The 14737-nt window shown below is 42.1% G+C and carries 15 protein-coding genes; 13 read left to right on the top strand and 2 right to left on the bottom strand.

The features are described from left to right. The first annotated feature begins 37 nt into the window (after positions 1–37). The 8 genes from NST45_RS14295 to NST45_RS14260 all read left to right on the top strand — a co-directional run bounded on the left by NST45_RS14295 (position 38) and on the right by NST45_RS14260 (position 7136). Entirely contained in the window at positions 38–955 is a 918-nt protein-coding gene (locus NST45_RS14295) for a dihydrodipicolinate synthase family protein (RefSeq protein WP_076179035.1), read from the top strand. Positions 956–963: 8 nt separating this feature from the next. Beyond that, positions 964–1650, top strand: coding sequence for an N-acetylmannosamine-6-phosphate 2-epimerase (locus NST45_RS14290; RefSeq protein WP_339826009.1), 687 nt, complete (start codon positions 964–966; stop codon positions 1648–1650). Beyond that, entirely contained in the window at positions 1643–2650 is a 1008-nt protein-coding gene (locus NST45_RS14285; protein ID WP_051491453.1) for an ROK family protein, read from the top strand. The genes NST45_RS14290 and NST45_RS14285 overlap by 8 nt, the downstream gene beginning before the upstream one ends. A 691-nt stretch (positions 2651–3341) precedes the next feature. Further along, the gene (locus tag NST45_RS14280; RefSeq protein ID WP_036686365.1) at positions 3342–3629 is read left to right on the top strand and encodes a hypothetical protein; all 288 of its coding nucleotides are present in this window, start codon (positions 3342–3344) and stop codon (positions 3627–3629) included. Beyond that, positions 3574–3996, top strand: a complete 423-nt coding sequence (locus NST45_RS14275; RefSeq protein WP_339826005.1) for a PQQ-binding-like beta-propeller repeat protein — start codon at positions 3574–3576, stop codon at positions 3994–3996. Before NST45_RS14280 ends, NST45_RS14275 begins: the two co-directional genes overlap by 56 nt. 40 nt (positions 3997–4036) lie before the next feature. After that, positions 4037–4564 (top strand): hypothetical protein, encoded by a 528-nt coding sequence (locus NST45_RS14270; RefSeq protein WP_339826002.1) that lies wholly within the window; start codon positions 4037–4039, stop codon positions 4562–4564. Between the two features lie 333 nt (positions 4565–4897). Beyond that, complete coding sequence (locus NST45_RS14265; protein ID WP_339825999.1) at positions 4898–5626, top strand: DUF4163 domain-containing protein; 729 nt, start codon at positions 4898–4900, stop codon at positions 5624–5626. A gap of 103 nt (positions 5627–5729) precedes the next feature. Beyond that, positions 5730–7136, top strand: coding sequence for a GNAT family N-acetyltransferase (locus tag NST45_RS14260; RefSeq protein WP_339825996.1), 1407 nt, complete (start codon positions 5730–5732; stop codon positions 7134–7136). 55 nt (positions 7137–7191) lie between these two features. Here the strand turns inward: NST45_RS14260 and thyX are convergent, their stop codons facing one another. Beyond that, positions 7192–7908 (bottom strand): FAD-dependent thymidylate synthase, encoded by a 717-nt coding sequence (gene thyX / locus NST45_RS14255; RefSeq protein WP_038570515.1) that lies wholly within the window; start codon positions 7906–7908, stop codon positions 7192–7194. A gap of 654 nt (positions 7909–8562) precedes the next feature. Between thyX and NST45_RS14250 the strand changes: the two genes are divergently transcribed. Next, positions 8563–9804: a stalk domain-containing protein gene (locus tag NST45_RS14250; protein ID WP_094901776.1), complete on the top strand. Its 1242-nt coding sequence runs from the start codon at positions 8563–8565 to the stop codon at positions 9802–9804. Between the two features lie 119 nt (positions 9805–9923). Next, positions 9924–10112 carry a hypothetical protein gene (locus NST45_RS14245; protein WP_036686376.1) on the top strand — a complete coding sequence of 63 codons (189 nt, stop codon included), beginning with the start codon at positions 9924–9926 and terminating at the stop codon, positions 10110–10112. Between the two features lie 143 nt (positions 10113–10255). Here NST45_RS14245 and NST45_RS14240 read toward each other — a convergent pair whose 3' ends face one another. Beyond that, a complete protein-coding gene (locus NST45_RS14240) occupies positions 10256–11545 on the bottom strand; it encodes an adenylosuccinate synthase (RefSeq protein WP_038570525.1) in 1290 nt (429 codons plus the stop codon). Between the two features lie 115 nt (positions 11546–11660). Here NST45_RS14240 and NST45_RS14235 point away from each other — a divergent pair, with 115 nt between their 5' ends. The 3 genes from NST45_RS14235 (at position 11661) to NST45_RS14225 (ending at position 14727) form a co-directional block, all read left to right on the top strand. Continuing rightward, positions 11661–12539 carry a LysR family transcriptional regulator gene (locus NST45_RS14235; RefSeq protein ID WP_094901811.1) on the top strand — a complete coding sequence of 293 codons (879 nt, stop codon included), beginning with the start codon at positions 11661–11663 and terminating at the stop codon, positions 12537–12539. 51 nt (positions 12540–12590) lie between these two features. After that, complete coding sequence (locus tag NST45_RS14230; protein ID WP_339825990.1) at positions 12591–13832, top strand: molybdopterin-dependent oxidoreductase; 1242 nt, start codon at positions 12591–12593, stop codon at positions 13830–13832. Positions 13833–13983: 151 nt separating this feature from the next. Further along, positions 13984–14727, top strand: coding sequence for a hypothetical protein (locus NST45_RS14225; RefSeq protein ID WP_036686382.1), 744 nt, complete (start codon positions 13984–13986; stop codon positions 14725–14727). Positions 14728–14737 lie beyond the last annotated feature (10 nt).

Raw genomic sequence — 14737 nt, 5'->3', positions numbered from 1 at the left:
TTAATAGCAATGAATTAAACGACGGAGGCTATAATTTATGAAATCATATGATCTTCAATCCTTTAAAGGCATTATTATTGCTATGTACTCCAGTTATGATGCTGAGGGGGAAATCGATAAAGAAGCAGCCCGGAAATTAGCTCGTCATTATGCTTCTACAGGAGTTAAAGGTCTTTATGTTGGCGGAAGCTCTGGCGAAGGTATGCTGCAATCTGTAGAAGAACGCAAACAAATGCTCGAGGCAGTTATAGCAGAGGTTGGAAAAGAGCTTACAATCATTGCTCACGTGGGTGCTCCATCTACAAGAGACAGTGTTGAACTTGCTATCCATGCTGAGAAAGTTGGCGCACACGCAGTATCGGCTGTTCCAGCGATTTATTATCGTCTGTCACCGGACAGTGTTGAAAGTCATTGGCAGGCGATTATTGATAGTACGGCGCTTCCATTTATTATCTATCACATCCCGCAAACTACAGGCTTTCAATTATCGAAAAGCTTGCTGATTAAGATGGCAGCTCAGGATAAAGTAATCGGGGTGAAAATTTCGGCGGAGAGCACGTTTGAGCTTCAGCAATTTAAAGCCGCAGGCGGGAAGGATTTTCTAGTCTTAAATGGACCTGATGAGCAGTATTTGGCGGGCCGCAGTATTGGGGCAGATGGCGGGATTGGTGGAACTTATGGGGTGATGCCCGAGTTATTCCTAAAGGTGGAACAATGTTATGTGCAAGGAGAGATGGCTGAGGCGCAGAAATGGCAGTTCATCATCAATGAGCTCATTGTTGAATTGCTATCCTTTCCTTCATTATATGGTGCGTGTAAAGCGATCCTTAGTGTGCGCGGATTTGAAACAGGTCAGCCAAGGATGCCACTTTTACCGATTAAGGATTCCGATCAGGAGCGGGTAGAAGCTCTGAACAATAGAATATTAGACTATATTCTTGAAGCGAAGGGATAGGGTTAATAATGACTCGAATAAGTGATATCTTTCCGGTGAAAGGTCTGATTGTTTCCTGTCAGGCACTTGAGCATGAGCCGCTTCATGGTGGGGATACAATGGCTAAAATGGCAAGAGCAGCGGTTCAATCAGGAGCTATAGGAATCCGGACAAATGGTGTTCCAGATATTGTAGCTATCAAAAAAGAAGTAAATGTACCGGTCATTGGACTTATTAAACGGGATATACCCGGATCAGCCATATTTATAACACCAACCTTAGATGAAGTGAAGGCGATTGTTTCTGCAAAAGCAGAGATTATTGCGCTTGATGTAACGAATCGGGAAGAACGCTTAGAGTCAGTAAAGCCATTAATAGAATATGCACATCTGAGAGGTGTGCTGGTTATGGCGGATATTTCGACATTTGAGGAAGGGCTTGCCGCCGAGAAATTAGGTGTGGATTTTATCGGTACCACGCTTTCAGGCTACACCCCATACAGTACACAGCAGGAAGGACCGGACCTTGTCTTAATTCAACAATTAAGCGGATCTGTGAACATTCCTGTTGTTGCGGAAGGACGTATATGGACACCGGAAGACGCAGCAAAAGCTAAGAATGCAGGGGCATCATATGTTGTTGTAGGAAGTGCAATTACTAGGCCACAATTAATCACTTCGAGATATGTTAAGGCCGTGAGCAATGTCGATGACTGACGGAGGTGAGTCCGCGGTGGAAGGATATGATCCTCATATAGAATATGCGATCGGAGTAGATATTGGCGGCACGAAAATTAATGCCGGACTCGTCTCTTCACAAGGGGGCGTTTTACATACTGTAAGCCTAAGCACATTGGCTGGACAGACGAAAACAATGGATCGCATTATACTAGCAATTCAGACATTAATGGATGAAATAACAGCACAACAAGCGGGAATTCAGCTCCAAGGAATTGGCGTAGGATCAGCAGGGCAAATGGATTGGGAGGCGGGGCGTGTCCGCTCCGCTTCGGAGCTTATCCCTGGCTATGCTGGCACAGCTTTGAAGGATTTGCTTCAGACACAGTTTCAACTTCCAGTAATCGTTGATAATGACGTGAATGTATTAGCATTAACAGAGAAATATTTAGGCTCAGGCAAAGAGGTAAAAGACTTTATCTGTCTTGCCCTTGGTACGGGCGTGGGTGGAGCGATAGTCGTAGACGGCCATCTTGTTCATGGTTCTTGGGGTGGGGCTGGAGAGTTAGGCCATATGTCCGTAGATTTCAAAGGTCCTGCATGCGTTTGTGGTGGAAAAGGCTGCTTGGAGCAGTATGCTTCAGGCACAAGTATCGCACGTCGCATGCGCGACAAGCTTTTATTACATAACCAGTCTCCAGAGAACGTAGACTCACGGGAAGTGTTAGCGAGATGGAGGGCGGGTGACTCTCTGGCTACAGAGTTAATGGAAGACACGATTGCTGCGCTCGGATCCGCGCTCGCTTCATTAATCCATATTTTTAACCCTAAAGTCATCGTCATTGGCGGTGGAGTGGCTGAAGCAGGCGAACTTTTATTTGAAGGCATTAGAAGAGAAGTAAAGAGCAGAGTAATGCCATCGATGCTGGAAAATGTTCGTATTGAAGCGGCCTATCATGGTAATTTATGTGGAATGATCGGAGCGGGGCTGCAGGTGTGGGAGTATAGCCCCAATAAAGTAAAGAGAGCAGAGCTATAAGGATCTATGCACAATCTATCTGTATAGAAAGTCACGGGGAGCAATACGTAGAAGCATTTAATTGTAATTCGTACAACTATATTTCTCGAATCCCTCAAGCCGATGGATATAAGTGTATTTTGTACAGCTATTTTCTTGATTTACAGCCTTAGTGGTGGCTTCTCGTGTTTTTAGTTGTATAAAATGCAACTAAAGTCAAAATGATTGCATTTGCCTACGAAATAACTGTATAGAATACATTTATTCTATTCCTCAGATTCCCCTGAGATCCGGTGTAATTGAGCCATTGAAGATTGATTAGTGTTTTGGGATTGATTAATTTTTTAAATAATTAAGTTAGAACCACATGTGAATCCATGTGGTTTCTTTTATTAGTTATAGCCCACCCCAGTACCCAATGCCGAATGAACCCTTCGTTCAACCATCAACACAACTAACCTATGTTATAGAGAGCAGTTTTTCGCTTTTTACGTTGAATTTATGATGGTGATTCATTAATGTGAGTATATCACACGATATCGCTACGACGAATTCAATGTGTCCAAAGACTCGGGGAAATTCGACCTTAACTGGTCCGGCTCGGATAAACTTGTTTGACCAAACCAGCCTAGCTAAGATTTTAATTAGGCTTAAGAAATACAAGATATCCAATTTGTATCCCTTAACTTATATAACAAAGGATGGGCAAACTATGGTCGATTATAATAACAACGAAGGAATAGGCGGTTTTCAACAAGGTAGCTATCGTCCATTAGCCATTCATCCCATTGATGCGAATTGGACCAGACAATCCCGATTCAGAGCTCCAACATCGCTTTCAGTTTTGAAGCGAGTTGTTGACTCGGGGCGGCCGGATTTTTCATATGGATTAAGCCCGTTTACAGTGGATGAACAAGGGAGAGCCATTTTAGCTGTGGGGCAGGGTGATTTCGAGCTTAATCATCAATACGGCAAACCATATTTACCTGTGTACATATGAAGATGAGTCACAAATTATTGGGAGACTCTATGCTTTTGACGCGGATGGAACCATAAGATGGGTTTACAAGTGCTCGTCCATATTTTGGTGCGATCCGGTTATTTCCCGTGAAGGAATCATATATGTTGGTCAAAATGTGAATTCCAAACTTTATGCTTTTAGTCCTGATGGAGAGTTGTTGTGGGAGAAACGGATGGGTCAAGGAGAAGGGCACCGTCCCCCTGTCATAGATCAGGATGGGGTTATGTATTGGTGTCTTTCTAGCCAGTTATATGCCATTGCTCCGGATGGCGAAGTGAAATGGATATACCAACCGGAGGAAAGTTACGTTGATACCAGCCCTTCCCTGGCGGTAATTTATACGTAAATTTGACCGGCGGGGAATTCATTTGTTAGGTGGTTGAATAATGGGAACTTCATTTGCTAATCTCCACGTGTTTACCAACGATAAGGAAGCCGTGCTGAAGAGCTTGAAACGGCTAAGACCTAAAGGAAGCTACTACATCGGGCAGTCCCAAGGCTGGACAACAGTACTGGGGGAGAAATTCAACTGGGAAACGATTGGTGAAAGCGCCAGATCTTTGTCTAACTTGATCTCTTCCCTTGTACTTGCTATAGGATACTTTGATGAAGAAGTGTTGGAAATATTCATTTATCAGAATGGGGAAATACTGGACAGATATGCTGGAGGTGATGTTCTAGAAGAATATGAAATGGAGCCGGAGACTTTTGACTACGCTGCAGTTGTCGAACGTTTGAGGTTGACCGTTTCGCCCGATTCTTTGGGTGTCATGTTCCAGAATGATGATGTCCGAGAGATTGTAGAGCAACTGGAGACTGTTGTGCCTGCTCCGCTTATTCTGAAATATGACTGGATAGAGGACGATGAGTCGCTTTGTCGGGAATTTGTTCACGTTCACAGATCAATTTTTTGAGATGCGGTGTTAAGTGTCCGCAGAGACCTTCAAACTATCAAAGCCTAAGGGGATTTGCTCCGGCACAGTGAATTATATAGTCCTAATTAGAAAAGTGTTTTTTTTATAAAATGCTATAGATATGATAGGGAAAGCTAAATGAAAGGGAGTTTTTCTTTTATAGTTCGTGATGAAAATATAGATTTTGAGGAAATAAGTAAAAGGTTAGATCTATCACCAACTTCAATTATTAAAAAGGGGCAATACATTAGAGATGGTGGGAGAACAAAAGCGCTGTAGCTCAAATCATAATTCAATTTTGATGGAAGGAGCATTAATATTAAGAAAACCACCATGTTATCCATAATTCTTGCTGTAGTAATGTGTGCTGTAACAGCTTGTGAAAACAAGGAGCCGACACTTGAAAACCACATAAACGAAACTAAGCTAATCGAAAATCAACACAGCATTTCTTATGAATTATCTCCGGAGTTATATACTTACAATGAACAAATTAATATTAACTATCCGCAAATATCTATTTTTGGAAAACCGAATGAACAAGAGAAGTTAAATGAAATGATCAAGGAACGTGCTTATAGTTATTTGGATAATTACTCTCCGGAGGAAAAAGAGACCTTTAGTTTAGATATGGATTATTCTGTATCATTAGAAAATGAGGGCTTACTAAGTATTCAGTTTTCAGGATACAGTTATGTTGAAGGTGCTGCTTATCCTGTAGATATTTTTGATACTATAAATATTGATATGAAGAAATTTGAACCCCTACAATTAACTGATATCGTGACCATCGATGCGGAATTTTTGAAGGAGCTGAAGGAAAGTGAACTTCAATCCGATATTATTGAGCAAAAGAATATTCTTACTGAAAGATCAGATGAGGAATGGCTGACTTCACTTCAGCACGCAGATACTAGTGAAGCGGATATAAGATGGTACTTGACGGAGAATACGCTGGGGATAAGTGTGCAGATTTCTCATGCTATCGGAGATCATGCTGAGTTTGAAATCAAGTATGACAAACTGAAGCCTAAGCTGAATACTTTTTTCTTCCAGAAATAATAGAGCCTATTAAATTCCCTTGATTTAATAGAATAATTTACCGATAATGTTAATGGGGAACCCAGAATCAAATCCGTCATGAAGCAGGAGGCACTATCGGACAATGATGACTTTAATGAACATGGTGCGGGGAACGGAGAACGATCTTCCTGCTAAAGAAATGATTAAGTATTGGAATCATGAGCCTGGAACTTTAAAGATGGTAAGGGCCAGTAGCAATTTTATTTATACCTTTCAGTGGAATGGTAAACGCTTTTATTTAAGGTTTACTCATGAAGAGGATAATTCTGCAGACAATATCCAGGCAGAGCTGGATTTTATGATGTATTTATTAGAGCAAGGTTATGAGACCGTCGCTCCTGTGCGTTCTAAGTCTGGCAATTGGATTGAAACGTTGTTAACGAATCACGGGCGATACCACGGGGTAGTTTTTGAACATGCCCAGGGTGAATATGTTTCACTTGATGAGATGAAGGAACCTCATTTTTATCAATGGGGCCAATCGCTTGCACGTCTGCATAATTTTTCGGAAACCTATGCACCGAGCACGCCTTATCGCAAAAGCTGGGTCGATTCATTGAATTTTATTTATTCCGTATTGAGCAGGCATCCTGAGGAGCATAAGGCGCTTAAGGAATATGAGCGGATTGAAGCTTGGTTATCAGAGCTCCCTTTTGGAGTGGGGCATACTGGGCTCGTACATTATGATTTTGAGATGGATAATATCTTTTATATGCAAGAAGAATCCCGCTACAGTGCCATCGATTTTGATGACTCTATGTATCACTGGTTTGCGATGGATATTACATCGGCGTTAAGAGACCTGACGGAATCGGATGATGATAAAAGTAGAAGAAACATTGACCATTTTATTAGTGGATATAGATCGGTTAAGCAGCTAGATGATGAGTATATTAAGTTGATACCTGAATTTCAAAGATTTGCAGACTTATACAGTTTTGCTAGATTACTTCGGTGTATGGAGAATTCGGATGATTCTATTTTCCCGGATTGGGCGCAACAGCTTAAACTGAAATTAGAAAGAGTTTGTGACCGATTACGAACCGGCTTTCAACCACATATAGTGCTGAAGGATATCACTGAAAAAAACTGGTACGCTTGTACTCAATTAGAAGTATCGGATGAGCAAAAGGCTATTTTTCCTGTACCGGTGGTCTATTGGTTAGCAGAAGCAGCTTATTGTGGTATGACCCCGCTCGCTTTATACGCAGATGAAGAATTGGTAGGTTTCTCTGTGTATAGCGTAGATCCTGAGGACGGAAGTTATTGGATTATGGCTTTTATGATTGACCAGAGATACCAGAACAGGGGTTTAGGCAGAACGGGTATGGATACCTTAATTCGTTATATTAAAGCAGAACATCATTGCGACAAAATCGTTATTGGCCATCGGATCGAGAACGAACGTGCTTCGAATTTATATACATCACTCGGGTTCGTTGAAGTCAGTAGGGACGAGGTTGAAGTTATACGAGGGTTGGTAGTGTAGAAAGGGAGAAGCCGCCAAAGGTTTGGCGGCTCTTTTTTTATATAAGGAAATAAGATTAATCTACAGAGCCGGTAGTCAGCAGCTGATCAAAAGAGACAGGGAATAGTGGCTCAATCAGCGATAAAATTGCTTTTGCATACTCCTGAATTTCTTTCTGAGCGTCATGCTCCAGTCTTTGATTTAAAAAATGAGCTACAGATTGAACTGAAGCTGTCCAGTACCAACGAACGAATAATCCATAAGCAGGTAGAAACAGTCTTGCTTGTTCAGCACATATGCCATCTGCTAAAGCTGCTTCATACTTAGATAATCCTAACTCGGTGTATTCTTGAAGCTCGCGGGTGTATTTTTCACCAAGCTCCCATGCAATGATGTCGCCACTGCCTTGTTTGGAATTCTCTGGTTTGGATCTCCATTCTCCCGCAGCAGGTTGATAAAAGACGGGTTCTTCTGTAATGTATCTTCTGCTGGATTCGTTCCAGGCTTCCAAGCTATCCCCAGTACCTTCGTAATGAGCAGAACCGACTACGTATTTCCACCACTGTCTCGCAACCATTAATGGGGCATAAACCTCAAATTGAGTGATGGCATGGCGGAAAGGAGAGGTATGTCCTTCACGGGCAAGGAATTTTATTAGTTTAATATCCCGATCACTAAGCTCAAAAGATTGTTTAGCATAAGATACACGCGCAGCGTTAGCAACCGTTAAATCTGAGCCCATATGATCTACTAATCTTACATAACCTTCATTTAAAACTTTGATTGTTGTCAATTTAATGTAGCCTCCTTTTCTAGAGCAGAGTAAATGAACTCGTCACACCATTGTTGATTGCAAAATCTAGTCTCTCTGAGGATTCCATCTCTAATCATTCCTGCTCTAATCATAACTTTTTCAGATTGAAGATTCTCTGCATTGGCATATGCAACGACTCTATGGGCATTAAGAGAGCTAAAGGCGTAACCTATCAGTGTTTTGACGGCTTCAGTCGCATAGCCCATTTTCCAGTATTCCGGCAGTAGGACCCAGCCAATCTCCCATTCTCTGATCTCTTCCTAATTTAACTTTATACTTACGTTACCTATGGGTGTTCTATTTTGCTTAGTACATACTGCTAAATCATAATGCTCACGCGGATCGCTGGTAGTCTGAGTCAGAATCGACAGGAAGTTCTCTTTAATTTGTTTGGCATCTGGTGCGGAGTTTTCATATTTGTGAGACAAAGGATTAAGTTCCAGTATCTGTCGGCTATTATCTCCACTGGCTAACACCTCCTAATCCATGATTATAATGGAAGACCCTGTAATTATCACGGAGTAAATTCACTAGAAATACAAAAAAATATTTCTGTAAATTTTTCTCTAGTAAAATTGTGGAATTGTGATACAGTAATTAAGGTTTATATATTTAGAGGGGGATGTAAGGAAAATGAAAGCTATTAAATGGAGCATCACTGCAGCGTTAGCAGTATCTATGTTGGGTCCAATACATACAGTGAAGGCGGCAGATACGCGTAACGTCGATTACGATCAAGGTAGTATTTTACGGAGTGCCAGTTCAGTTTCGTCATCATACAATGAAGGCAATCAGCAGGTTGAAGATTTGATATTTCAGATGGATGCTACGGAAATCACTGTTGGGGATAATGTTCCGGTACAAATCTATGCTAAAGATGCCGATGGCATATCCGAACGCGTCCCGTTAGCTCAAGCAAATGTCGTAATTGAAAAACCTTATTTGCTGCAAAAGCAAGCCGATGGCACAATGAAAGCCTTAGCGGTAGGAGAAACGAACGTAACGGTCATTTCAGGATCAGATACCAAAACAATAAAAGTTTCGATCAGTGCGGACCATGATATTGATCAAGGTGCATTTGTTAATGGAACAATGTATTTGCCGGTTCAATCGGTTTTTCAAACGTTGGGAGCAACAGTCCAAGTTAATACAGCAACTAAAACCTTTAGCATTCGTCTAGGTGATTTGCCAATACAGCTTCAACTCGGAAGCGATATTGCAATGGTGAATGGTGCGAAGGTCAAAATGAGTGGTAAAGTGCAAAAGATCGACGGATCTACAGTTTTTCCTGCCACGCTTTTAAAGACTGCACTGTCAGCAGAGTTAATTTGGGATGGAAATTATCAGACGATGGAGATCTACTTCGGCAAAGCAGAGTTGTTCGCCTATACGAAACAAACCGCGCAGATTTTTAAGAAGGAAGAACAAGGAGACCTCGTTAAGTTCATTGGAAAAACATATTGGCTCAATCAATTCGACTCCGATTATAAGTTCCAAAAAGTCACTATTGTAGATATTCTACCTGATTATGAAGGTGAATTCGCCATTTCATTTAAGGTTTTATCGACGGGGCAAATTCTTAACTCTTATAAAATGTCAGGAGATGAGTTGATCCGTACATTAGGAAATAAAGAATATTTCTTAACAACGGATCCATTTAAGACCTATAAGTGGTCGGATGCGATTTGGACTAAGATTAAAAAGAGCATAGTTGCTACTGGGATGACCAAGCAGCAAGTGGAGTTTAGTTGGGGTAAGCCAATAAGTAAATCTACACTATCAGGTAGTGGCATTCAAGTGGAGACCTGGCAGTATGGTAATTATAACTATGTTACCTTTACGAACGGTGTTGTCTCCATGATCTATACGAATTAATTCTTCCTTATTTCTGCGTTACTTTAGTCATAGAGCCTGTCTTTGCGACATATCATTTTGGAGAAGCACTTTCAGAATTAAAGTGTTGACTATTGTTGTTCGAAATGAGGGGTTTATTCATGGCAAAGTCAAAACGTGGACATGCACTTTGGAATTTACCATCAAGGGGCAGAGGGACTTGTCCAATCTGTCAGAACACCCGTATTAAGCTGCTTTATCCCAAGAAAAAAACGGATGGAGCAGTCGTTAAGGTCTGTAAACGCTGTGACAAGGCTCCGCAGACAAAAGTAGATGCCGTGTTGATTTAAAAAGAGTACACAAAAAAGAGGCTGTATCAAAAGTGGATTTTTCTACGTATGAGGCAGCCCTTCTCATGAATAAAACAAAGAAGCGCTTCTCTAATAAGAGAGGCGCTTCTTTTAAATTCTACAGAGATTTAGTACATATATGATTATTTCGTTATCCGATTAATGACCTGTTCGCGTCTAGGACCCACGGAAATCGTAGTAATACGCGTGCCAATAGAGGTTTCAATAAAATCAATGTAAAGCTTAGCTTGTTCTGGCAGATCTTCGAAGTCGGTGATCTGAGAGATATCGCTGTTCCAGCCAGATAAATGCGTGAATATCGGTTTTGCAGAGTTCAGTTTATTCGTAGCCGGGAACTTGTCGGTGATCTCTCCATTTTCAAGCTCATAAGCCACACAAACCGGAATCTCATCCAAATAACCAAGTACGTCAAGATTAGTCAACACGACTTCAGTGGCACCCTGCATTTGGCAACCGTAACGAGTAGCTACAGCATCAAACCAGCCCATACGTCTAGGACGGCCAGTCGTAGCCCCGAATTCCCCGGCATCGCCACCTCTTGTACGAAGTTCATCCGCTACGGGTCCTTCTAATTCCGTAACAAAAGGTCCAGCGCCGACACAACTGGAATAGGCCTTGGTTACAGCGATGACATTCGTGATAGCTGCTGCAGGAAGACCAGCACCGACAGGTGCAAACCCGGCAAGTGTTGAAGAGGAGGTGGAGTAAGGATAAATACCGTGATCAGGATCACGCAGAGCCCCAAGCTGACCTTCAAGTAAAATAGTCTCTCCCTTGGCATAAGCCTCTTGCAGTAAGTCTGTTGTATTGGCTACATAAAGCGCTAGCTGTGCAGCTTCTTCTTGCAGCTGAACCATTAATTCCGAGATTTGGATAGGCGTTTTCTTATATAAATGCTCAAGTAATATATTTTTGGAAGCGAGTAATTGTTCAAGACGTTTCTCAAGTCGAGCAGGATCAAATAAATCCGCTACCTGTATGCCTAGCTTTGCATATTTATCTGCGTAAAATGGTGCGATTCCTCGTTTTGTTGAACCGAATCCTTGAGATCCCAGACGTTCCTCTTCTAGTTCATCAAACAAACGATGGATTGGAAGCACGATTTGCGCCCGTTCGGATACGAATAACCTAGGTTTTGGCACGCCTCTATCCGTTAAAGCTTTCAGTTCTCTTATTAATACTTCTGTATCAAGTGCTGTTCCTGGTCCAATAATGTTTGTAACGGAAGGATAAAATACCCCAGATGGCAGCATATGCAATGAAAATTTTCCATATTGGTTTATGATGGTATGCCCAGCATTACTACCACCTTGAAAACGAACGACAAAGGAAGATTGTGCAGCTAGCACATCCGTCATTTTTCCTTTTCCTTCGTCGCCCCAGTTTGCTCCTACAATTGCAATTACGGTCACGCGTTTTCGCCTCCCAAGCTTGTTTTTGGCTACAGGACTAAGTATAATGCTAGTTAAATCATTAGAAAAATTGATATAAGTTATATCTATTATAAGGTGGAGTAATGACGTGGGGATGGACATTAATTTGGAGTGGTATCGCTCTTTTTATTGGGTAGCGAATACAGGGAGCTTAACTGCTGCGGCAGAACGACTCAATATTACACAACCGGCAGTAAGTCACACGATTAAACAATTGGAAGAGAAAATGGGCGGCCCGTTATTTTTTCGCACTTCTCGCGGGGTTGATCTAACAACAGAAGGAAAAGTACTGCTTAGCTTTATTGAGCAAGCCTTTCATCATGTAGACATGGGCGAAAGAGCGATCGCAGATATGAACAATCTGAACAGCGGCGAGATTCATATCGGAGCAAGTGACACCTTATGCAAATATTATCTGTTGCCTTTTTTGGAGCAATTTCACGAACAATTTCCCAATATCCGCATTCATATTACGAATCGTACGACACCAGAAACACTTACGCTTTTAAAAGAAGGGAAAATTGATTTTGGTATCGTCAGCTTGCCGACATCTGATAAACAGATTGATTTTCGCAAAAGTACTCAGCTTCAAGATTGCCTTGTAGGAGGCAAAGGTTTTCGTCATTTAGCGGACAAGACCATGCCGCTTGCAGACATTCAGCAGTATCCGTTGTTATGCTTAGAAGCGGGTGGGAGCACCAGAAAGTATATGGATCAGTTTTTAGCTTCTAATCATCTAATGATTACACCTGAATTTGAACTGGGCAGTGTGGATCTGCTTGTTCAGTTTGCGAAACGTGGTTTTGGCCTAGCTTTTGTTATTCGTGATTACGTAACCGAAGAATTGAAGAAAGGTGAGCTTGTCGAGATTCCTCTGGACCCACCTTTGCCAGAACGTAACATAGGAATTGCTACCCTGCGTGGAGTTCCTCTTACAGCTGCTTCAAAGTCTTTTCTAACATTATTAGAGTAGAATCCGGATAAAGAGCTATTTGAGCATACCTAGTGAAGAGGAGGAAAGGTAATGAATTCTTTACTGGCTCGGCTGCGTAAGGGATACGGGAAAAAGCTTCGGGCGCTTCATACCTGGAATGGCTGGCTGGTTGTGTTGCTCACACTCACAGGACTTGTGCTTGTAAGTGGCTTCTGGCGTGGCTTCTTAGGGGAAGGCAGAGTATGGATCAAAGGGCTTCATATCGTGGTCGGTGTCGCTTCGATTATTCCGGTTATTTATTATTTGCTGCTGGCAGGGAAACATTGGAAACAATTGAAGGAGCGGCCTTGGCAACGTTTTAATGTAATCGTTGTACTTTCATTGCTGCTAGGCTGGTTCGTTTCAGGAGTGCTACTTTGGCAATTCCGCGTGGTGGGTCCACATGTATCGAACGTTGCTCTGGTCGTCCATGACTTATTGACCTGGATAGGCCTTCCTTATATTATTTATCATTCTTTGACTCGGGTAAAATGGCTTAAAGAACCGAGCCGCCGGATAGTAAAAAGCGTCATTGAGACAGGTAGCCCTTCGAATCATCGGGAATCCCCACAGCCGGTTTATACACGTAGAGCTTTCATACGCGGATCGATTGGTGTTGGGCTTGCGGTAACTATAGGCCCATCGTTTATAAAATGGCTCGGCAGTTCAATTGGAAATATCGGGGGCAGCGAAACGATTGAAAAGCTGATCGAAAGTGATCGCAATCAGTTGTTGCCTGCACCCCAGCCACTGGCGGCATCCTCACCCCCTCTCGGAGGAGGGGCGCAAGGACAATTCCGTGTTTACACAGTCACTCCGATTCCGGAGTTTACGAACAACAATTGGTCTTTTACGATAGATGGGCTTGTGGAGCAGAATTTCAAGTGGAACTGGGAACAGTTCGTAAAGCTGAAGCGGACCGTTCAGGTGAGTGATTTTCACTGTGTGACAGGCTGGTCAGTCTATAAGAATACCTGGGAAGGCATCAAGCTAAAAGATCTTTTGAGTCAGGCCGGTGTGAAGCCCACAGCTAAGACTGTGAAATTCTATTCTGGTGATGGTGTATACACGGATACGCTCACATTGGAACAAGCCGACATGGATGATGTGCTGGTCGCAGTAATGCATGATGGAAAGCCGATTCCTAGCGATCTCGGCGGTCCTGTGCGGTTAATCGTTCCGAAGATGTTCGCATACAAGTCTGTGAAGTGGCTGAACCGGATTGAGCTGATCGAAGGCGATCATACGGGATATTGGGAGCAACGCGGGTATTCAAATGATGCGTGGGTATAAAATAGTGATTGTTAACCTTAATGGGCTTATTGCCTGTTAAGGTTTTTTTGTTGATTAATTCCTTATTTTTTTAACATATAGCAAATGAAGAGACGTAATAACAGAAATTGCTCCATACAATAGAAGTGACTGGATGCAGGAGGTGGTTGTGATGAACGGGGTTAGAGCCATAAAGCTGTTGGGACTTATTCTCGGTGTGGTACTACTGAACATTATCGTGTTGTCACCAGGTTTATTAGGGGTGGAAATCGGAGGAACCAGTGTATTTGAAACCGCTTTGGGTGTGACATTGTTGTTTGTTAGTCTACTTGTTATTCTTTATGGAAGTTATATTTTATTGTTTAAACCTTCATCTATCCCTGCTGTGAAAACACTGAAATCTTATGAGGATTATATAGCCGCGCTTACTCAATACAAAAATGTCAAAGTACTGAAAAAAGACATTGCGCTTGCTCTAGATCAGATATCCCGGATGGAAAAGAAGAGAAGTACCTTGTTAGATGTTTTAGGTCAGAGATTCGAATCCACTGAACTTAGCTTCAAAAAATTTAATGCAGTCAGTTATGAAGTAGCGAAGCTTTTTTACCTGAACATTCGAGGGATTCTGAACAAACTCAGTGTATTTGATGCCTCAGAGTTCACCCTTTTCTCCAGCCGGCATAGACCCTCGCAGTTCTCAGAAAAATTGGTGCAGAAAAAGACAGCTTTGTACAATGAATATTTGGCCTACGTAACAGGGTATCTTGGGGCAAATGAAGAGATTCTGCTGAAGCTGGATAAGCTGCTGCTGGAAATATCGCTACTCGACAGTACAGATTATACAGATGTTGAAGAGATGCCTTGTATGAAGGAAATCGATGAGCTGATCAAGCAGACGAAATTTTATAAGCAATGAAGGGGAGATG

The sequence above is a fragment of the Paenibacillus sp. FSL R7-0163 genome, assembly GCF_037969975.1.
In the GTDB taxonomy this organism is placed as follows: Bacteria; Bacillota; Bacilli; order Paenibacillales; family Paenibacillaceae; genus Paenibacillus_AQ; species Paenibacillus_AQ odorifer.
Note: the sequence above shows the minus strand (reverse complement) of the source record. Positions and strands in the feature narration are given on the sequence as shown.

What these genes read in the sequence shown, in the direction of transcription:
- NST45_RS14295 (WP_076179035.1), top strand. Translation starts at nt 38, where the DNA reads ATGAAATCATATGATCTTCAATCCTTTAAAGGCATTATTATTGCTATG.
- NST45_RS14290 (WP_339826009.1), top strand. Translation starts at nt 964, where the DNA reads ATGACTCGAATAAGTGATATCTTTCCGGTGAAAGGTCTGATTGTTTCC.
- NST45_RS14285 (WP_051491453.1), top strand. Translation starts at nt 1,643, where the DNA reads ATGACTGACGGAGGTGAGTCCGCGGTGGAAGGATATGATCCTCATATA.
- NST45_RS14280 (WP_036686365.1), top strand. Translation starts at nt 3,342, where the DNA reads ATGGTCGATTATAATAACAACGAAGGAATAGGCGGTTTTCAACAAGGT.
- NST45_RS14270 (WP_339826002.1), top strand. Translation starts at nt 4,037, where the DNA reads ATGGGAACTTCATTTGCTAATCTCCACGTGTTTACCAACGATAAGGAA.
- NST45_RS14265 (WP_339825999.1), top strand. Translation starts at nt 4,898, where the DNA reads ATGTTATCCATAATTCTTGCTGTAGTAATGTGTGCTGTAACAGCTTGT.
- NST45_RS14260 (WP_339825996.1), top strand. Translation starts at nt 5,730, where the DNA reads ATGATGACTTTAATGAACATGGTGCGGGGAACGGAGAACGATCTTCCT.
- NST45_RS14250 (WP_094901776.1), top strand. Translation starts at nt 8,563, where the DNA reads ATGAAAGCTATTAAATGGAGCATCACTGCAGCGTTAGCAGTATCTATG.
- NST45_RS14245 (WP_036686376.1), top strand. Translation starts at nt 9,924, where the DNA reads ATGGCAAAGTCAAAACGTGGACATGCACTTTGGAATTTACCATCAAGG.
- NST45_RS14235 (WP_094901811.1), top strand. Translation starts at nt 11,661, where the DNA reads ATGGACATTAATTTGGAGTGGTATCGCTCTTTTTATTGGGTAGCGAAT.
- NST45_RS14230 (WP_339825990.1), top strand. Translation starts at nt 12,591, where the DNA reads ATGAATTCTTTACTGGCTCGGCTGCGTAAGGGATACGGGAAAAAGCTT.
- NST45_RS14225 (WP_036686382.1), top strand. Translation starts at nt 13,984, where the DNA reads ATGAACGGGGTTAGAGCCATAAAGCTGTTGGGACTTATTCTCGGTGTG.